The 19,446-nt window shown below is 71.8% G+C and carries 16 protein-coding genes; 10 read left to right on the top strand and 6 right to left on the bottom strand.

Annotation, left to right across the window (positions count from 1 at the left end; translation table 11 throughout):
* Positions 1-135: 135 nt before the first annotated feature.
* From ACZ63J_RS11970 to ACZ63J_RS11955, 4 genes are all read left to right on the top strand, one after another.
* Positions 136-1,227, top strand: coding sequence for a DNA-directed RNA polymerase subunit alpha (locus ACZ63J_RS11970; RefSeq protein ID WP_290052252.1), 1,092 nt, complete (start codon positions 136-138; stop codon positions 1,225-1,227).
* Positions 1,228-1,268: 41 nt separating this feature from the next.
* Positions 1,269-1,943 carry a 50S ribosomal protein L17, sunset domain variant gene (gene rplQ, locus ACZ63J_RS11965; RefSeq protein WP_465405874.1) on the top strand — a complete coding sequence of 225 codons (675 nt, stop codon included), beginning with the start codon at positions 1,269-1,271 and terminating at the stop codon, positions 1,941-1,943.
* A gap of 65 nt (positions 1,944-2,008) precedes the next feature.
* Complete coding sequence (gene truA, locus ACZ63J_RS11960) at positions 2,009-2,839, top strand: tRNA pseudouridine(38-40) synthase TruA (protein ID WP_465405880.1); 831 nt, start codon at positions 2,009-2,011, stop codon at positions 2,837-2,839.
* Positions 2,840-2,901: 62 nt separating this feature from the next.
* Positions 2,902-3,249, top strand: coding sequence for a DUF6355 family natural product biosynthesis protein (locus ACZ63J_RS11955; RefSeq protein ID WP_465405872.1), 348 nt, complete (start codon positions 2,902-2,904; stop codon positions 3,247-3,249).
* 10 nt (positions 3,250-3,259) lie between these two features.
* On the opposite strand, the gene ACZ63J_RS11950 is transcribed toward ACZ63J_RS11955, so the two are convergent.
* From ACZ63J_RS11950 to ACZ63J_RS11935, 4 genes are all read right to left on the bottom strand, one after another.
* A complete protein-coding gene (locus ACZ63J_RS11950; RefSeq protein ID WP_465405870.1) occupies positions 3,260-3,607 on the bottom strand; it encodes a peptidase inhibitor family I36 protein in 348 nt (115 codons plus the stop codon).
* A gap of 186 nt (positions 3,608-3,793) precedes the next feature.
* Positions 3,794-4,513 carry a hypothetical protein gene (locus ACZ63J_RS11945; protein WP_465308694.1) on the bottom strand — a complete coding sequence of 240 codons (720 nt, stop codon included), beginning with the start codon at positions 4,511-4,513 and terminating at the stop codon, positions 3,794-3,796.
* On the bottom strand, positions 4,510-5,691 hold the full coding sequence (gene eccE, locus ACZ63J_RS11940; protein ID WP_465336107.1) for a type VII secretion protein EccE: 1,182 nt from the start codon (positions 5,689-5,691) through the stop codon (positions 4,510-4,512). The genes ACZ63J_RS11945 and eccE overlap by 4 nt, the downstream gene beginning before the upstream one ends.
* Before the next feature lie 17 nt (positions 5,692-5,708).
* Positions 5,709-6,080, bottom strand: a complete 372-nt coding sequence (locus ACZ63J_RS11935; protein WP_465405868.1) for a hypothetical protein — start codon at positions 6,078-6,080, stop codon at positions 5,709-5,711.
* Positions 6,081-6,336: 256 nt separating this feature from the next.
* Between ACZ63J_RS11935 and eccB the strand changes: the two genes are divergently transcribed.
* From eccB to ACZ63J_RS11920, 3 genes are all read left to right on the top strand, one after another.
* On the top strand, positions 6,337-7,968 hold the full coding sequence (gene eccB, locus ACZ63J_RS11930) for a type VII secretion protein EccB (RefSeq protein ID WP_465405866.1): 1,632 nt from the start codon (positions 6,337-6,339) through the stop codon (positions 7,966-7,968).
* A 67-nt stretch (positions 7,969-8,035) separates the two neighbouring features.
* Positions 8,036-8,353 (top strand): hypothetical protein, encoded by a 318-nt coding sequence (locus ACZ63J_RS11925; RefSeq protein WP_465405864.1) that lies wholly within the window; start codon positions 8,036-8,038, stop codon positions 8,351-8,353.
* On the top strand, positions 8,353-9,471 hold the full coding sequence (locus tag ACZ63J_RS11920) for a WXG100 family type VII secretion target (protein WP_465405862.1): 1,119 nt from the start codon (positions 8,353-8,355) through the stop codon (positions 9,469-9,471). The genes ACZ63J_RS11925 and ACZ63J_RS11920 overlap by 1 nt, the downstream gene beginning before the upstream one ends.
* 7 nt (positions 9,472-9,478) lie before the next feature.
* Here ACZ63J_RS11920 and ACZ63J_RS11915 read toward each other — a convergent pair whose 3' ends face one another.
* Complete coding sequence (locus tag ACZ63J_RS11915) at positions 9,479-11,101, bottom strand: S8 family serine peptidase (protein WP_465405860.1); 1,623 nt, start codon at positions 11,099-11,101, stop codon at positions 9,479-9,481.
* Positions 11,102-11,121: 20 nt separating this feature from the next.
* A complete protein-coding gene (gene eccD / locus ACZ63J_RS11910; protein WP_465405858.1) occupies positions 11,122-12,486 on the bottom strand; it encodes a type VII secretion integral membrane protein EccD in 1,365 nt (454 codons plus the stop codon).
* 315 nt (positions 12,487-12,801) lie between these two features.
* On the opposite strand from eccD, the gene eccCa reads away from it, so the two are divergent.
* From eccCa to ACZ63J_RS11895, 3 genes are all read left to right on the top strand, one after another.
* Positions 12,802-16,818: a type VII secretion protein EccCa gene (gene eccCa, locus ACZ63J_RS11905; RefSeq protein WP_465405857.1), complete on the top strand. Its 4,017-nt coding sequence runs from the start codon at positions 12,802-12,804 to the stop codon at positions 16,816-16,818.
* 106 nt (positions 16,819-16,924) lie between these two features.
* Complete coding sequence (locus ACZ63J_RS11900) at positions 16,925-18,964, top strand: type VII secretion-associated protein (protein WP_465405855.1); 2,040 nt, start codon at positions 16,925-16,927, stop codon at positions 18,962-18,964.
* 14 nt (positions 18,965-18,978) lie between these two features.
* The gene (locus ACZ63J_RS11895) at positions 18,979-19,332 is read left to right on the top strand and encodes a hypothetical protein (protein WP_465405853.1); all 354 of its coding nucleotides are present in this window, start codon (positions 18,979-18,981) and stop codon (positions 19,330-19,332) included.
* Positions 19,333-19,446: the final 114 nt, after the last annotated feature.

The raw sequence follows: 19,446 nt of genomic DNA, 5'->3' as shown, positions 1-19,446 counted from the left end.
TGGGTCTCGTCCGCCTCGCCCTCCCTTCCCCCCCCCCCCCGCGCCCCCCCCCCCCCCCCCCCCCCCCCCCCCCCCCCCCCCCCCCCCCCCCCCCCCCCCCGCGCCATCCCTTCGACGTCATATGGCGGGCGTCGTCTGGAAAGGAACCAGGAAGAAATGCTGATTTCCCAGCGGCCGGCTCTCGGCGAAGAGACGGTCAACGAGACCCGCTCCCGGTTCACCATCGAACCGCTGGAGCCCGGCTTCGGCTACACGCTCGGCAACTCGCTGCGTCGCACGCTGCTGTCGTCCATCCCGGGCGCGGCCGTGACGAGCATCCGCATCGACGGCGTGCTGCACGAGTTCACCACAGTTCCCGGGGTGAAGGAAGACGTCACCGACATCATCCTGAACCTCAAGGAGCTCGTGGTGTCCTCGGAAGAGGACGAACCGGTCACCATGTACCTGCGCAAGCAGGGCCCCGGTGAGGTCACGGCGGCCGACATCGTGCCGCCGGCGGGTGTCACCGTGCACAACCCGGACCTGCACATCGCGTCGCTGAACGGCAAGGGCAAGCTCGAGATCGAGCTCGTCGTCGAGCGCGGCCGCGGTTACGTTCCGGCCCTGCAGAACAAGCAGGCGGGCGCGGAGATCGGCCGGATCCCGGTCGACTCGATCTACTCGCCGGTGCTCAAGGTGACCTACAAGGTCGAGGCCACCCGTGTCGAGCAGCGCACCGACTTCGACAAGCTGATCCTGGACGTCGAGACCAAGCCGTCGATCACGCCGCGCGACGCGGTCGCGTCGGCCGGCAAGACGCTGGTGGAGCTGTTCGGCCTCGCCCGCGAGCTGAACGTCGACGCCGAGGGCATCGAGATCGGCCCGTCGCCGCAGGAAGCGGACACCATCGCCGCCTACGCGATGCCGATCGAGGACCTGGACCTCACCGTCCGGTCGTACAACTGCCTCAAGCGCGAGGGCATCCACACGGTGGGCGAGCTCGTCTCGCGCTCCGAGGCTGACCTGCTCGACATCCGCAACTTCGGCGCCAAGTCGATCGACGAGGTCAAGCTCAAGCTCGTCGGCCTCGGCCTCGCGCTGAAGGACAGCCCGCCCGGGTTCGACCCGACCGCGGCGGCCGCCAGCTACGACGGTGAAGGCTGGTCGGAGGGTGTCGGTGGCATCGCCGACGGGATTTCGGACGGCCACGACGATGGCCAGGACTACGCAGAGACCGAGCAGCTCTGAGGCGCTGAGCCTGGACGCTGTGAGCTGAACGAGGAGAACCAATGCCCACCCCTACCAAGGGAGCCCGGCTCGGCGGGTCGTCCGCGCACGAGCGGCTGATCCTGGCCAACCTGGCCACGCAGCTGTTCGAGCACGGCAAGATCACGACGACCGAGGCGAAGGCGAAGCGGGTCCGTCCGCTGGCCGAGAAGCTGATCTCGAAGGCGAAGCGGGGCGACCTGCACAACCGCCGTCAGGTTCAGCGCGTCGTCCGTGACAAGGACGTCGTCCACAAGCTGTTCGCCGAGATCGGTCCGCACTTCGCGGAGCGGCCGGGCGGCTACACCCGGATCACCAAGACGATGCCGCGCAAGGGCGACAACGCCAAGATGGCGGTCATCGAGCTGGTGAACGAGAAGACCGTGACGAGCGAGGCCGAGCGCGCGCGCAAGACCAAGTTCGCCAAGGACGAGAAGCCGGTGGAGGCTGTGCCTGCTGCGGCCACCGAGGAAGCCGCTACCGAGGCTCCCTACGGTGAGGGCAGCCACGCCGCGCTCGAGGACGGGACGCAGCCCGAGGGCTTCCCGATCAAGGGCAACGACGAGTCGAAGTACTACCACACCGAGGAAAGCCCGTACTACGAGCAGACCAAGGCCGAGGTGTGGTTCGCCTCCGCCGAGGCTGCCGAAGCCGCGGGCTTCTCGCTGCCGCCGTCGCAGCAGGACGACGAGTCCTGACGACGGAAGCCGTTCCGGACGAGCCCGCCCTCCCCGCTGGGGACGGCGGGCTCGTTCGTCTGCGTCTGGACGTCTCCTACGACGGCACGGACTTCTCGGGCTGGGCCCGCCAGCCGGGCCGGCGGACCGTCCAGGGCCTCCTGGAGGAGGCGTTGCAGCGGCAGCCGCCGGGAGCGTCCGTGCCGAAGTCCGTGGTCGTGGCGGGCCGCACGGACGCCGGGGTGCACGCCAGCGGCCAGGTGGTGCACGTCGACGTCGTCCCGCTCGACCCCGGCGCGGCCGGGCGGGTCCCGGTGTCCCCGGAGGGCGTTCCGGACCTGACCCGGATGACCGGCCGCTGGAACCGCCTCCTGCCGGGCGACGTGCGGGTGCTCGGCGCCCGGATCGCGCCCGAGGGCTTCGACGCCCGGTTCTCGGCGATCCGCCGCCACTACCGCTACCGCGTCTCGGACGCGCCGTGGGGCGTGGACCCGTTGCGCCGCAACGACACGCTGGCCTGGAATCGTCCACTGTCGACGGACGCGATGAACGACGCCGCTTCGGCGTTGCTGGGGCTGCAGGACTTCGCGGCGTACTGCAAGCAGCGCGACACGGGCACGACGATCCGCGAGCTGCAGCGCCTGGAGTGGCGCCGGGCGGACGAGCACCTGCTGGAGGTCGCGGTCTCGGCGGACGCGTTCTGCCACTCGATGGTCCGCAGCCTGGTGGGAGCGTTGCTCCTGGTCGGCGACGGCCGCCGAGGGCGTGACTGGCCTTCGGAAGTGCTGGCGAGCGGGGTCCGAGACAGTGCGGTGGCGCCCGCCCACGGCCTCACGCTGACGGCGGTGGACTACCCGCCGGACGCCGAGCTGGCGGCCCGGGCGGAGCAGACGCGGAACGTCCGCACGTCACCCTGACAAGATCATCGGATCGGGTGAAGGCGGCGAGCACGCCGTCCGCGATGTGGCATGTTCGAGGCATGTCGACAAGTCTTCGTCGCATCACCGCGGGCATCGCGGTCACCTTCGGCGCCGTCCTGGCGATCCCCGCCACGGCCTCCGCGGCGCCGGTCCCGTTCCCGTGCGGGTACAGCTCGCAGGGCATGGACGCGCACTACCGGCACTGCGCCAACACCTTCGCCCTGATCCACGTGGACTGGGACAACGGGAACCACTACACCGACTGCTACGGCCCCTGGGACGAGCAAACCCTCTGGCACGACGGACCGCACCGCCAGGTCAACGCGTACTTCGTGAACACGCCGCCGAGGCTGCTGAAGAACGCCTCCGGCAACTGGATCTGCAGCGCGTCCCAGCCGGACGCCTAGCGGATGGCGCCTATCCGGTGCAGGGCTTGACCGAGCTCGCGGGGCTGACCCGGAACCCTCGTGAGACGGTTTGGCCGATCCCGTTCGAATAACCGCTGTAGTTGTAGCCCGGGAAGAGGCACATGCCTCGCGGGTGGTTGCTGATCACCCAGATCGCGTGGTCGACGCCTTGTCCTCGCAGGTCGGGGGAGCCCCATTCGAACGAGGCCATCCGGCCGGTGGCGTTTTCGCCGGTGTACAGGCAGATCTTGCCTGCCGGGCAAGCGGCCTGTGTCGCCGCGGATGCCGTCGGGGTGAATCTCGCCGCCAAAAGCGCGGCGGATGCGGCGAATACGGCAACGGATTTGAGGACGCGCATACAAACCCTCCCAAGATTGTGTGCTGAGCCCGTCGAACGGGATCAATTGATCTTGGAAGGTTCGCTACGTCATGTCAATGAGCTGATACTTGCTGTTTGTCACTCACAGGTGTGGCTGAGCCGGCGACGAAAAAGCGGGTGGCTCCCCGAGGGGGAACCACCCGCTTCCATCCGTCCGAAGTGGACTCAGTCGCCGCGGCGGACCGGGCCGAGGAGCTGCTGCTCCTTGCCCGTCGTCACGAGCCTCAGCGGCCGCCACAGGTTGCGGCCCAGTGCCACCACCTGGTCGTCCTTCAACGTCGTCAGCTGGCGCATCATCTGGGGCGGCAGCCGCCAGATGCGGGCCGCCAGCTCGGCCTGGCCCGCCGGGAGGCGCTGCATCAGCACCAGGTCCGCCGCGTTGGCCGTCGCGCCCGCCTGCGGGTGCAGGTACGGGAGCACGTAGATCGTCGTCTGCCAGGGCGAACGGGGCGGGAACAGGTCCTGCGGGGTCGGGCCGCCGTCGGTGACCACCAGCAGCGGCGCGTCCTCCGACGGCCGCGGCAGCTCGACCGGGGACAGGCGGCGGATCTGCACCAGCGGTGACGGCCGGCCGTCGCGGGTGCCGGCCGCGCGGGAGAGCACCTGCCACTCCGTCGGGCGCCCGGTCGCCACCACGACCCACGCGCCGACCGCCATCGCGCGCATCGCGACCTGGCGGGCCAGGTACAGCCCGCCGACGAGCACGATGCGGGTCGGCGTCGAGCGCAGCGCCGAGATCGTCAGCGGCTCGCCCTTCAGGCCCGAGCCGAGCACGATGCCGCCGCGGTCGCCCGAGGGGCTGATCGCGTCGAGCATCGCGGGGTCCACGGTGAACTCCGGCGCCACACCGACGTTCTGCCCGGCGTCACGGACGCGGGTACTCATGCTGTGCCTCCGATCGGCAACGTCGCGGCGAACGCGGAGACCTGCAACCCGCGCAGCGGCGTCAGGTCCACTCCCAGCCGCTCGGACAGCCCGTGCAGCCGCTGGTCGGCGGCGTCGAGCTCACGCGGGTTGCGCGCACTCAGCCGGACCACCCCGCGCAGGCCGATCTTGCCCTCGTCGGACGCCGGCGAGATCGACATCGCGAGCGTCGCCGACAGCGCGCGGACGCTCGTCAGCGCGTCCAGGCTGCCGCTGATCTTGCCCTTCGGCCAGCCGGTGATCGCGTAGCTCGCGTGGCCGATGCCGGCCGCGGTCACGCCGGACCACCGCTCCTGCAGCGTCACCTTGTTCGGCGAACCGGCAACGGAAGTCAGCTCCGCGGCCGAAATGCTCGCCCGCAGCAGCTCGTCCGGGTCGAGCGGCCGGGTCGGCACGCCCTGCGACTCCAGCGCGTTGCGCACGCGGGAAAGCGCGCCGATCAGCGCGCGGTGGGCGCCGACAACACCGCCGCCACGCTCGCGGATCGCCGCCGGGCAGCGCTTCGGGTCGAGCCGGATCGCGACCCACGTCGTCCGCCGCGCCGCCGCGGGCAGCGGGCCGAGCACCTCCATGTAGGAGCTCAACGCCGGCGAGTCCGACGGCAGCGCCGCGCTGCCCGGGTAGCAGTGCCAGATCATCTGGATCGCGTCGAGGATCACGCCGCGGTCTTCCAGACACGGCGCGAGCGCCGCCAGCGGCAGGCTCGGCGCGCCGCCGGCCTGGGTGATCAGCGCCGGGGTCGGCTCGACCAGCAGCACCGCCGTCCAGGTGCCGTCGTTCCAGGCGAGCCCGACCTGCTGGCGCTCGTGGTCGACACCGTGCGCGACGACGAGGTCCGGCACCGCGATGCGAAGCAGGTTGACGCGGGCGTCGTCCGGTCCCGTGACGGTGGTCTCTTCGGCGGCCAGCTCCTCGACGGTGCTCGGCGGCAGCGGCTCCGCGACGCGGTCGTGGGAGCGGAAGGAGTAGCGCGTCGTCAGCCCGACCCACTGGGTGAACCAGCGGCCGCGCCAGCGCAGCAGGGCGACGATGAGCGCGAAGGCGAGGATGCCGATCCCGACGTACTTCAGCGACATGTCGATCGCGAGCAGCACGAGCCCGACCGCCAGGCCGACCTCGAGCACCACGAGGTTCGCCACCGGCAGCGGGCCGAGGTTCACGCCCGAGGAGCGCCGCCGGGCGGGCGGGGCCAGCCGCGTCGCGGCGGCCGGGGCGGACGGGCCGTCGGAGTCACCGGCGCCGGGTCCCTGAGGACCGCCGGGGCCACCCGGGCCGCTGGGGCCACCAGGTCCGCCGGGACCGCCAGGTCCACCCGGGCCGCCGGGCCCACCGGGACCGCCAGGCCCACCGGGACCGCCAGGCCCACCGGGGCCACCGGGACGAGGTCCGCCGGAACCCGGGCCGCCAGGACCACCGGGACCGGGGCCGGGACCACCGGGGCCGCGCGGAGGCATGCCGGGACCAACGGGAACCCCACCAGGACCGCCACCGGGGCCACCCGGACCGCCCGGCACTCCACCAGGGCCACCGGGTCTCCCGGGCCGCGGCGGCGGCGGGCCGGGACGTCCCTGCCCGGGCGGCGGGGGCCCAGGCGGGCCAGGCGGACGTGGAGGGTTGGTGACGGACATCCGCGCTTTCTCTTCCCCTCGAGTTCACTGCGTATCCGGAAGCCGGGTCCCGGGGTGTCCGACCCTAGCTTGAGTTGGTAGAAACCCCACACCAGACGGTCCCCGTACGGCTATCCTGCGGAACCGTACCGCGACGGGGAGGACTGTAGGTCGAGAATGCCATCAACACCGACGACTAAGTCTCAGGTTCAGGCCTACAAGTTCGTCCTGCGCCGGATGCAGTCGGCACTGGTCCGGCGGGACGCCGTGATGTTGCACGACCCGATGCGCACCCACACGCGGGCCACGATCGTGGGGGTCGTGCTCGGCGCCCTCGTCGCGATCGTGTTCGTCGTCTTGGCCCTGCTCAGCCCGGCGCCGTCGGTGCCCGAGGCCGGCAACATCGTCATCGGCGAGCAGTCCGGCACGGTCTACGTGGTGATGGGCAACCCGAAGACGCTCGTCCCGACGTTCAACCTCGCGTCCGCGAGGCTTCTTCTGCTGGCCCAGCAGAAGCAGCCGAACGCGGGCAACAGCCCCGGCGCCGCGGCTCCGGCCGCGGCGAGCACCGCGGCTGTGAAGAATCCCACCGTCGTTTCCGACGACCAGCTGAAGGACATTCCGCGCGGAAAACTGACCGGAATTCCGGACGGACCGCAGCTGATCCCGACGGAGTCCCAGCGGATCACCCCCAACTGGGCGGTGTGCGACCAGGTTCTGCTGGACCCGACGCAGCCGAACCCGGACATCGGCAAGACCGAGACGTCCGTCTTCGGCGGCGTCGCCCCGAGCGGCCTCGGCACCGAGCTGGGGGAGAAGGAAGCGCTGCTGGCGAAGGCGGACAACGGCAAGACCTACCTGATCTACCGCCTGCCGAGCACACAGAACCGCCCGAACGCCAACACCGTCCGCGCCGAGATCGACACCAGCGACTTGCACAACTCGGTCTCGACCGCCCTGCAGCTGCTGAACCAGAAGCCGCGGAAGATCACGCCGGGCCTGCTGAACGCCATCCCCGAGGTGCCGCGCCTGACCCCGCCGCAGATCCCGGACGGCCCGGCCCCGGCCGACCTCGACGGGCTGGTGGCGGGCGACGTCTTCTCGACGCAGCCCACGGGTGAGCAGCCGCAGTACTGGGCCATCACCACGAACGGCATCCAGCAGGTGTCGCAGGCGGTCGCCGACGTCGTGCGCGTCGCGAAGCACGGCAGTGCGAGCTCGCTGCGAACCCTCGGGCTCGACAAGCTGTCCGGCATCCGCGTGCTGCGGTCCGGCGACGCCGACTACATCCCGGTCGACTCGTTCCCGCGTTCGGTCCCGACGGTCCTCGACGCGACGAAGAACTCGGCGGTCGCCTGCCTCGGCTGGTCCGTCGTCGGTGACGGCGCCAACCGCGACGGCCACACCTCGGTCTACATCGACACCCTGCTGCCGGGCCAGAACAGCCACGGCCCGAAGTTCGCGACGACGAAGGTCACCACGCCGGGCCCGAACCGCGTGCCGATCAACGGGTTCTACCTCCAGCCCGGCTTCGGCGCGGTGGTCCAGTCCGCGACCGGCCAGGCCAGCTTCGGCAAGGGCACCATCCAGCTGATCTCCGACCGCGGCATCCGCTACAGCGTCCCGGACGCCGCGACCGCGGACGCGATCGGCTTGAACAACCGGCAGCCCGCCCCCGAGTCGATCATCGGCCTGCTGCCGACCGGGGCTTCGCTGAACACCCAGGACGTCCTCAAGCAGTTCGACTCGGTGCCGATCGACCCGAACGCCGGCTCGTTCCCGGCCCCAGCCGCGCAGGCGGGCGGCTGAGGCGGAACCATCGGGCGGCGACGGACGTCCTACGCCCGACGGATCTTCTGGCGAGCGGAGAGATGCCATGGCCGGCTTGAGGATGGACGGCGTGGTCGTCGCCGAGTACGCCCGGACGGCTGAAGAGGCCGCTGACGACCTCCGTGCGGCCGCGGCCGACGTGGGGGGCGAAGGCGTTTCCGGTGAGTCCTACGGCCCGCTGGGGGCGCGGATCGGGCTCGGTGAGTCGTACGGCCGCGCGGCCGGCGCGCTGCGGCGTCAGCTGACCGACGGCGCCGAGGCGCTGAAGTCGGCCGCGGAGGCGCTGCGGCACGTCACGGTCCGGCACAGCGGGCAGGACGCGGAAGCCGCGGCGCTGATCAAGCGGGCCGGTGAGCTCGGGTGATGTTCGCCGAACCGGAAGCCACGGACTCGATCCCGCACCCGCTGGCCAAGCCGGCCGCTCCGGCGCCGGCCGTGCCCGTGGTGGCTTTCGCCCCGGACGCGGACGGCGCCGAGATCGCCGCCACGGCCGAGCCGTACCTGGCGTACGTCACCGACGTCTCGCACCAGCTCGGGCTGATCGACCCCGTCGAGACGTACTTCCGCCCGCTGATCGGCCGCTGGGCCGACCTCGGGGCCGAAGCGGAACGGCTGCGCCGGGCGGCGAGCGCCGCGGCCGAGGTGTCCACCCGGCTCGACGAGGGCCTCGGCCGGCTCGACGGCGGCTGGGAGGGCCGGGACGCCGATGCGTTCGTGGCGTACATCAGGGAGATCGGCGCGGCGGGCGGCGACCTCCAGGAGGCGCTGACCGTCCTCGCCGGCGCGCTCGACGAACTGGTGACGACGCTCCGCCACGTCGTCGTCGACCTCGTCGAGGTCCTGGTCGACGCCGCGGACCTGATCTCCGAAACGATGACGCTGCCGAGCGGCGGCGCCAACCGGGCGCGGACCCAGCTGCGGGAGACGCAGGAATCGGCGAAGGCGCTCTACGAGACGGCGCGGGACGTCCTCGAGGCGTTCGACCGGCTGTGCGACGGCGTCGACGATCCCGACGCGACGGCCCGCAGCATCGAGATCGCGCACCGGTACCCCGAGGAGCGCTTCGCGCTGCACGAAGACACCGCCTCCGCCGGCGGTTCGCCTTCTTCGGCCGATGCGACGACACCGTCCTCGGCCGAGGAGTCGACGACACCGTCGTCGGCGAGCGGCGACGGCGACCCGGCGGAGCCCAAGCACACGGGCGCGGGCACCCCGGACGAGGCACAGCCCGCCGCGGCGGCGGCGCCCCAGCCGGCCGAAGACGGTGCGGCGCACCAGAACGCGTCGGGCATGCCGATGATGCCGATGATGGGCTTCGGCTCGTTCGGCGGCGGCCAGGGCGGCCGCCGCCCGTCGAAGAACCGGCCGATCGTGAAGTCGTCGGAACTGCTGGGGGAGCCGGGCTTGGTGGCGCCCCCGGTGATCGGCGAGGACGAAAACGCCCCGAAGCCGAAGAAACCCCCGGCGCCGCCGGCGACGTGACGCCGGATCAGCGCCGGGAAGCGGCTTCCTCGGGCCGGTTGCGGCGGATGGTGCGCATCACGAACAGGGTGATCAGCAGCGCCGCGACGCCGCCGCCGGTGCCGGCCAGCGCCACGATCATCGGGGTCGAGTCGCGGTCGTTGGCCGGCGGGAGCTGGGCCTGCTGCGGCGCCGGGATCGGCGCCAGGCCGCCCACCTCCGACGGCAGGCTCGCCGTCAGCGCCGCCACCGGGTCGATCACCCCGTAGCCGACGAAGTTGTCACGACCGCCCGCGGCGGCCGGGTGCTGCGCGGTCTGCTTGATCCGGTTGACGATGCCCCGGCCGTCGAGGTTCGTGAACTTGGCCTTGACCAGCGCCGCCAGGCCGGCGACGTAGGGCGCGGCGAAGCTCGTTCCCTGGATTTCGCTGGCCTTGTCGCCGCTCTCGAACGTCAGGTTGGCCAGCCCGTCCGATCCCTCGGCGGGGTCAAGCGAAGTGATCTTGGTCCCGGGCGCGGCGACGCCGACCCAGGGCCCGTGGACGCTGAACGGCGCCACGCCGCCGTTCTCGTCGATCGCACCGACGGACAGCACGTCGTCGGCGAACCACGGCGGAGTCACGATCGTTTTGGGGCGCTTCGCGTCCGGCTGGTCGTTCTGCGGGCAGGTGTCCGTCGCGTTGCCCGCGGCGGCGATGATCACGACGCCCTTCTCCGCCGCGAAGTGCACGGCTGCCTGGACCTGCTGCTCGCCGTCGGTGATCCCGCCGGTGGCGGCCCGGCAGTTGTCGACCGACATGTTGATGATGTCGGCCTCGCCCCGCTCGGCGATGCCGCGGATGATCTCGGCCAGCGTCTTCAGGGTGCCCGCGGTGCCGGCCTTTTCCAGCTGGCGCCCGCCGTTCGACTGCCCGGGCGACGTCTGGTCGCCTTCACCGCTGCCGCCACCACCACCGCCGGAGGGCGGAAGCGAGGTCTCGGTGCCGGAAGGCGGGTTGGTGCTCGACGACGGCGTGCCGCCGGCGGTGTTGCTCGCGGGCGGCGTGGTCGTCGACGTGTCGGGCTCGTAGTTCTCGCTCAGCTGGCGGTAGGACACGATCGTCGCGTCCGGGGCGACCCCGACGAACCCGACCTCCGGGTTGTCCGGCTTGCCCGCGATGATCCCCGCGACCTCGGTGCCGTGGCCGTCGCAGTCCTCGAGCCCGTCCGGCTGGCCGTTCCCCGGCTTCGCGACGTACTCGCCACCCGACTTGAGGTCCTGCAACCACGGGTGCCGCGTCACACCGGTGTCGACCACGGCGACCCGGACACCCTTGCCGATGCCGCCGGTGGCCGCCTTGACGATGGCCTGGGCGGCCGAGATCTGCAGGTAGTCCTGCCCCCACGGCCGGTTCTTCAGCACGATGTTCTGGCCGAGGGTGCTGCGCTGGACGCACCCCTTCGACGGCTTGTACTTCTTGTCCGGCTGACGCGAGTCGGGGATCAGCTTGCTCATGTCCACCGGGGGCGGGCTCGCGAAGTAGCCGTCGGCCGGTGTCGTCTGGGCCGCGGCCGGGGCCGTGGCGCCCAGCGGGGCCAGCACGCCGAGCGTGCCGGCCAGCAACGCGGTCGTGGTGCGCCGAGTGGCGCCGAAACGCCGTCCTACCACCATCCGAGAGTCACCCGATCCGGTCACTTGAAGTTCAGGTGCCGCAGGGTGGTGTAGAGGTCCATCACACCCAGGGCGAGCGGCAGCACCGAAGCGATGCAGAGCGCTTCGATGATCTCCACCGTGCGCCGCAGCGGCGGCGAGAAGCGCTGGTTCGGGAAGATCACGCCGACCACGAGCGCGCCCGCGGCGAGCAGGATCAGCACCCCGAAGACGTAGAGCAGGCGGTTCTGGGCGCTCGCCGAAACCAGCCAGCCGGCGGCGATCCCGGTCGCCGAGACCAGGCCCGTGGTGAGCAGCGCGATCGCCTGGCTGCCGTTCGCGTACGCGCGGGCGCGCAGCATCAGGACGAGGCTCGCGACGACACCCAGGATGATCCCGAACGCGCCGGGCGCGGTGGCGGCGATGATCGCGGACACCGCGACCGTGGCGCCGCAGCCGATCATCAGGCCGGTCATGTAGTTGTGCGCGATCGCCGTGCGGCGCTCGATCGCCCGGTAGTCGGGGAAGCCCGAGTCCTCCTTGAGCTCCTCCGCGCTGCCCGGGACGTGCGGGAGCGGGAGCTTCGCGAGCCAGATCGTGGCGCGCGGCAGGACCGAGATGCAGGCGAGGGCGACGGCGACCGTGCCGGCCGCGATGCCGGCGCCCGGGTGCGCGACGAGCGTGCCGAAGAGGAAGGCCAGCGCGCCGAAGGTGCCCGCGGTCGCGGCCGCGATGAACGTCGTGATGCCGGCGCCGATGACCATGATGCAGACCGAGGCGACGATGATCACGAGGACCGCGCCGAGCAGCAGGTTCGCCCGCAGGGACAACCCGGGCACGATGTAGAAGCCGCTCACGAACGCCAGGGGCAGGCCGCCGGCCGCGGCGATCAGCACCCCGGTCGCCTCCGCCTGGTAGGCCTTGGCGAGCGTCGCGCCGACCGCGACGCACGCGATCGCGCCGATGCCGCCGGCGATGGCCGCGCCGAGCGCGCTGCCGCCGTAGAACGACCCGCTCATGAACAGCGCGATGGCGGCGGCGACCAGCGCCAGCCCGCCCGCGACGTGTCCGAAGCGGTTCGCCGTTTCCTTGGTCCAGGGCCGGAAGCTGTCCGGGGAGGACTCCGCGATCGCGTCGACGACGTCGTCGTAGAGCGGCGGCGGCGGGTTCTCGTTGCGCTTGCGCAGCTGCAGCAGCTCACCGTCGACGACGCCGAGCGAAGCCAGCGTGCGGCTCGGGTCGAGCGGGGCGTCGCCCAGCTTCGCCAGCGCCCAGCCGCCGTGGCGGGCGCCGCCGTCCGGCGACGACTCCTTCGCCATGTCCAGCAGCATCGGGAGGAGATCGGCGACCGCGACGTCGGCGGGCAGCGCCACGTCGATCCGGGTCGAGGGCGCGACGACCGTCACCCTGCTGAAAACTGTCGTGCCCGTAGCCACTGCACTGCCCCCGCTCTGATGAGACTGCTCCCGGGGGAACTTATACCGGACCCGGGCGCGGACATCATCGAACGTCCGAAATTCACCGTCATCCGCTGGTCGGCGGCCGGAGCCCGGCATTACTGTCGGTGGCGGGCCCTACACTCGTCAGGCGAGGTCAGGGCGGGCCCGGCGGGTGAGAACCGGCATCCGCCGGAATTCCGCCGGGACGTTCGATAGGTTGTCCGCGCACCTTGTGCACTAAAACGGTGGCCGCCATCGTCGAGTTTGAAGAGGGGTCCTTCGATGAGCACGCTGCAGTTCAAGAAGTCGCCGCGGCTGGCGGCACCGCGCCCGCCGGGCGGTGAGGTGCACCTCGAGCCGCCGCCCGAGGTGCCGCGTGTCATCCCCGGCAACATCGTCATGAAGGCGCTGCCGATCGTCATGATCGTCGCGTCGCTCGGGATGATGGTCTTCATGTTCCAGGCCAGCAACCGGAACCCGATGATGATGGCCATGGGCGGCATGATGGTCGTCGGCACGCTCGGGATGATGGCCGGCGGCGGGGGCGGCAAGGGCGGCGGCGCCAAGCGCGCCGAGATGGACGAAGACCGCAAGGACTACCTCCGGTACCTGGGCCAGATGCGCGACCGCGCCCGCGAGGCGATGGTCGACCAGCGCGCCGCGCTCGAGTGGGTCCACCCCGACCCCCAGTCCCTCTGGTCGCTGGCCGCCAGCCGCCGGATGTGGGAGCGCCGCCAGAACGACCAGGACTTCCTGCACCTGCGCGTCGGGCGCAGCTCGCACCGCCTCGCGACGCGGCTGGTCCCGCCGCAGACCGGGCCGGTCGACGAGCTGGAGCCGATCGCCACCCTCGCGCTGCGCCGGTTCGTGCGCGCGCACTCGATCGTGCCGGACCTGCCGACCCAGATCACGCTCCGCGGGTTCGCCGCGGTGAGCATGCAGGGCGACCGCGCCCTGACCCGCGGCCTGACCCGCGCGATGCTCGCGCAGATGGTCACCTTCCACAGCCCGGACGACGTGCTGATCGCGGTGGCCACCGCGGGCCGCGCGAAGGAGGAGTGGGAGTGGGCGAAGTGGCTGCCGCACGCCCAGCACCCCACGCTGTCGGACGGCATCGGCCAGCTCCGCATGATGGCCGGTTCGCTGGCCCAGATCGAAAACTGGCTCGACGAAGAGCTGCGTGACCGTCAGCGCTTCTCCCGCAACGCCACCCCGGCGCCGGACCAGCCGCACGTCGTGATCATCGTCGACGACGCCGAGGTCACCCGCGAAGAGCAGATCATCCTCGAAGAGGGGCTGGTCGGCGTCACGCTGATCGACCTCTCCGACTCCATCGGCAACCTCGCCGCCCGCCGCGGCCTCCGGCTGGTCGTGGAGGCCGACCGGCTCGGCGCGCGCAGCGCCGGCGGTGTCGAGTGGTTCGGCCGCCCGGACACCCTGAGCCTGGTCGAGACCGAGTCGCTGGCGCGGCTCATCTCGCCCTACCGCGTCGGCGGCGCGGCGGGGCAGGACGTCAGCGACGAAGAGCCGCTGCTGTCCAACCCGTCGCTGCTGGAGCTGCTCGGCATCCCGGGCGACCCGATGACCTTCGACGTCCAGCAGGCGTGGCGGCCCCGCCCGATCCGCGACCGCTACCGCGTCCCGTTCGGGGTCGGCGAGTACGGGCAGCCGGTCGAGCTGGACATCAAGGAAGCCGCGGCCGAAGGCATGGGCCCGCACGGCCTGTGCATCGGCGCGACCGGTTCCGGTAAGTCGGAGTTCCTCCGCACGCTGGTGCTGGGCATGCTGGCGACGCACTCGTCGTCGACGCTCAACTTCGTCCTCGTCGACTTCAAGGGTGGCGCGACCTTCCTCGGCCTCGACAAGGCGCCGCACGTCTCCGCGGTCATCACCAACCTCGCGGACGAGGTCACGCTGGTCGACCGCATGAAGGACGCGCTGGCCGGCGAGATGAACCGGCGCCAGGAGGCGCTGAAGAACGGCGGTAACTTCAAGAACGTCTGGGAGTACGAGAAAGCCCGTGAGAACGGCGCGGACCTCGACCCGCTGCCCGCGCTGTTCATCGTCTGTGACGAGTTCTCCGAGCTGCTCGCCGCGAAGCCGGACTTCATCGACCTGTTCGTCGCGATCGGCCGGCTGGGCCGGTCGCTGCAGATGCACATGCTGCTCGCCTCGCAGCGCCTGGAAGAGGGCAAGCTGCGCGGCCTGGACTCGCACCTGTCGTACCGGATCGGCCTGAAGACGTTCTCCGCGGCGGAGTCCCGCGCCGCGATCGGCGTGCCGGACGCGTTCGAGCTGCCGTCGGTGCCCGGTGGCGGGTACCTCAAGTTCGACACCTCCACGCTGGTGCGGTTCAAGGCGTCCTACGTCTCGGGCCCGTACCGCCCGGCCGGCATCCAGGCGGCGGGCCCGGCGGCGACCGTGGTCCGCGCGGACAAGCGGCCACAGCTGTTCGTCCCGGACTTCGTCGAACTGCCGAAGGAGCCGGAACCGGAGCTGCTCGAGGCGGCGCCGAAGGTCGAGGAGCGGCAGTCCGAAGAGGCCGTCGAGCCCAGCGAGCTGGACGTCATCGTCTCGCGGCTGATCGGGCAGGGCCCGCCGGCGCACGAGGTGTGGCTGCCGCCGTTGAAGGACCCGAGCTCGCTGGACACGCTGCTGCCGAACCTGAACCCGACCGACGACCGCGGCCTGTCCCCGGTCGGCTTCTTCGGCAACGGCCGGCTGCAGGTGCCGCTGGGCATCATCGACCGCCCGTACGAGCAGCGCCGTGACCCGCTGTGGGCGGACTTCTCCGGCGCGGCCGGGCACGGTGTGATCGTCGGCGGCCCGCAGTCGGGCAAGTCGACGATGCTGCGGACGCTGATCATGTCGATGGCGCTGACCCACACCCCGGAAGAGGCACAGTTCTACTGTCTCGACCTCGGTGGTGGCACCTTGGCGGGTCTGGCCGACCTGCCGCACGTCGGCGGTGTGGCGGTGGCGCGGCGGGAGCCGGACAAGGCGCGGCGGATCGTGGCCGAGCTGACCACTTTGCTGACCGAGCGCGAAGGCCGGTTCGGGGCGATGGGCATCGACTCGATGACCGAGTTCCGCAACCGCAAGCGCCGCGGGGAGATCCGCGCGGACCAGGACCCGTTCGGCGACGCGTTCCTGATCGTGGACAACTGGCGCGCGCTGCGCGACGACTTCGAAGAGCTGGAAACGACGATCACCCGGCTGGCCACGCAGGGTCTGTCCTATGGCGTGCACGTGGTCATCGCCGCCAACCGGTGGGCGGACATCCGCCCGGCGATCAAGGACATGATCGGCACCCGGTTCGAGCTGCGCCTGGGTGACCCGACCGAGTCCGACATCGACCGCCGGGTCGCGGTGAACATCCCGGCCGGGCGGCCGGGCCGGGGCCTGACGCGGGAGAAGCTGCACCTGCTGGGCGGCCTCCCGCGGATCGACGGCTCGAGCGACCCGGAGACGATCGCCTCCGGCGTGGCCGACGCGGTCGCGAAGATCAAGGGCGCCTGGCGCGGCCGGATCGCGCCGCAGGTCCGGCTGCTGCCGGAGATGATCACCTACGACGAGGTGCTCAAGCTCGACCAGGTCCGGGACTCGAAGCTGATCCCGATCGGCGTCAACGAAGAGGACCTGCAGCCGATCTACCTCGACTTCAACGCCGAGCCGCACTTCTACGCGTTCGCGGACGGCGAGTCGGGCAAGACGAACCTGCTGCGGCAGATCGCCCGGGGCATTTCCGAGCGCTACTCCGCGAAGGAGGCGCTGATCCTGCTGGTCGACTACCGGCGCACGATGCTCGGGTTCGTCCAGGGTGACTCGCTGCTGGGGTACGCGGTGTCGGCCGCGCAGCTGGAGAGCATGGTCAGCGACGTCTTCAACTCGATGACCCGGCGCCTGCCGGGCCCGGACGTCACGCAGGAGCAGCTGAAGACCCGTTCGTGGTGGAAGGGCCCGGAGCTGTTCGTCCTGGTCGACGACTACGACCTGGTGGCGACGTCGACGAACAACCCGCTGCGCAAGATCTCCGACTTCCTGCCGCAGGCCAAGGACGTCGGCCTGCACCTGGTGGTCGTGCGGCGCACCGGTGGCGCGTCGAAGGCGATGTACGACCCGATCATCGGCAAGCTCAAGGAGATCGCGGCGCCGGGCATGGTCATGAACGGCTCCCGCGACGAGGGTGCGCTGGTCGGCAACATCAAGGCGAGCGCGATGCCGCCGGGCCGGGGCATGATGCTGACCCGGAAGTACGGCAAGCAGCTCATGCAGGTGTCGTGGATCAACCCGGACTGAGGACGGCCGCGGAACGCCCGGCGGCGAAGGGTAGGTTCCTCCGCGAGGGAACGCCCCGTCGGCCGGGCGCGGGGGAACGCGACAAGAACTGTTTCGGGAGCTGCTGGTGACGGTCCGGGTTGCGGTGGACTTCGGGACGTCGAGCACCTGCGTTGTCGCTTCGGTGAACGGGCGCGACCCGCAGGTCGTGGTGATCGACGGCCAGCCGCTGATGTCCTCGGCGGTGTTCGCGGCCGCGGACGGCACGCTGTTCGTCGGCCAGGAGGCCGAGCGGCAGGCGGCCGTCGACCCGTCGCGCTACGAGCCGAACCCGAAACGCCGGATCGACGAAGGTGAGCTGCTGCTCGGCGACAGCGTCCTGCGGGTCACCGACGTGGTGCACGCGGTCCTGGGCCGGGCGGTCGCCGAAGCGCGCCGTCTCGCCGGCGAGGCCGAGGTCGACCTGCTCGTGCTGACCCACCCCGCGGACTGGGGCGCCATCCGCACCCGGCTGCTGCGGCAGGCCGCGGGCGGGCTGGCGCGCGAGGTCGCGCTGGTGCCGGAGCCGGTCGCCGCGGCGGTCTACCACGCGGCGACGTTCGCGCCGCAGGACGTGACCAACGACCGCACGGTGGAGTTCAGCGGCCGCCCGGGGGACGCGCTCGCGGTGCTGGACCTCGGCGGCGGCACGGTCGACGTCAGTGTGGTCCGCCGGCTCCCGCCGGACACCGCCCGCGACCGCTCCGGGCGTCCCCAGCGCGGCGGCTTCCAGGTGCTCGCGACGCGCGGTGACCCGGCGTTCGGCGGCGCGGACATCGACCAGGCGCTGCTGGAGCACGTCGGCGCGCTCGTGGCGGGGGCGGACCAGGACGCGTGGCGCCAGCTCGTCGAAGGCCGCGAGCTGGTCGACCGGCGCCGCCGCCGGGTGCTGCGCCAGGACGTGCGCGGCGCGAAGGAAACCCTCTCCCGGCACGCCTACACCGACGTGCCGATGCCCCCGCCGTTCGCCGACGCGCACGTCACCCGTGAGGACCTGGAGCGGCTGATCACGGCCCCGCTCGGGCGCGCGGTGGAGCTGACGGTCGCGGCGATCGGCGACGCGGGCCTGCGCCCGAAGCAGCTCACGGCGATCTTCCTGGTCGGCGGGTCGAGCCGGATCCCGATGATCTCGCGCCTGGTGCACGAACGCACCGGCGTCGTGCCGACGAGCCTGGATCAGCCCGAGACGGTCGTCGCGCGCGGCGCGCTGCGAGCCGTGCTGGTGGACCCGGACCGCACCGGCGCGCTCCCCGGTGAGGCGATGGCCCGGATGGGCGCGGTCCCGGGTGGCGCCCTCGGCCCGGCGGCGCAGCGCACCGAGGTCGTCCGGCCCGGTGACGCCGCCCCGCGCCCGGCCGACGCCGCCCCGCGCCCGGCCGACGCCGGCCAGCGTCCGGCGCCCCCGCGCACACCGGGCCCGCCGGCCGCCAACGGGTTCCCGAACCGCGGGGGCCCGCCGCCGTCACCACCGCACGGCCAGCCGGTCGCGCGGCCGCCGTGGACCCCGCCCGCGGGGCAGCCGGCCCCGGGCGGCAACCGGCCCGGCGGCGCCTCCGCGGCGCCGGAGAAGAAGAGCCGCCGGAAGCTGTGGGGGATCGTCGCGGGCGCGGTGGTCGTCGTGGCCGCGTTCGTCGTCGGCGGGATCTTCGTGTTCAGCGACTCGGGCGCCCAGCCCGAAAGCGGCCGGACGCTCTCGCAGTACGACTTCAAGTTCGTCGCGCCCGAGGACTGGGTCCAGACCGACGACCGCGTCGCCGAGCGGCAGGTCGTGATCCACCCGCAGGAGTCCCGCGACGGCAACGACCTCCTGGTCGCGCAGGAGTACGTCATGGACTACGACGCGACCGCCGACCCGCAGAAGCTCGCGGACGAGCTCCGGCGGGGCGTGGAGACCGACCCGCGGCAGCAGTACAGCGCGTACAACCCGAGCGCGTCGTACGCGGGCCGGACGGTGATCTTCTACCACCAGGTCAAGCCGGACCGCCCCGACATCCAGGTCGACTGGTACGTCGTGGCGAAGGGCCGGGTCCGCGTCCACGTCGGCTGCCAGTACGCCACGGACCAGCTGAAGGGCCGCGTCGACGCGGCGTGCACGCAGGCCGTGCGCACCGCCGAAATCGTGAACTGAGAGGAGGGCGCGCGGTGCCGTCCGAGGAATTCGAAAGCGCCGCGGCGTCCTTCAAACGGATCGGCCAGGACGCGGTGACGCACGCCCGGCGCGTCGCGGGGAACGCCGTGGCGCGCAACCGGCGTCACCACAGCGAAAACGTCGAATTGCTCAAGCGAAGCGGCCGCGGCGTGAAGTCCGGCGACCCGACCCCGGGCACGCTGCGCGCCGCCGCCGAACGGTTCCGCCGCGCCCGGGGACTGTCCGTTCCGGTTCCCGATCCCGTCGATTCCGTTCCTTCGCGTTCGCAATCTCCCGCCCGGCCCCCTCGAACGGGTGACGACGAGGAGGACTTTTCCCAGATGCGAATCATGAATCGGGATCGCTGAGCCTCGGCGCGTGATCGCTGTGCGTGTGCTAACTCCCCTGGTAGGGCGCGCATTTCCGGGTGACGCATCGCCGTGTCGTGGCACGCGGCCAATACCGGCGGCGACCGGTTCCGG

The organism is Amycolatopsis sp. NPDC104863 (genome assembly GCF_055582965.1).
The sequence above is the reverse complement of the archived record's forward strand: the minus strand, read 5'-3'. Positions and strand labels throughout refer to the sequence as shown.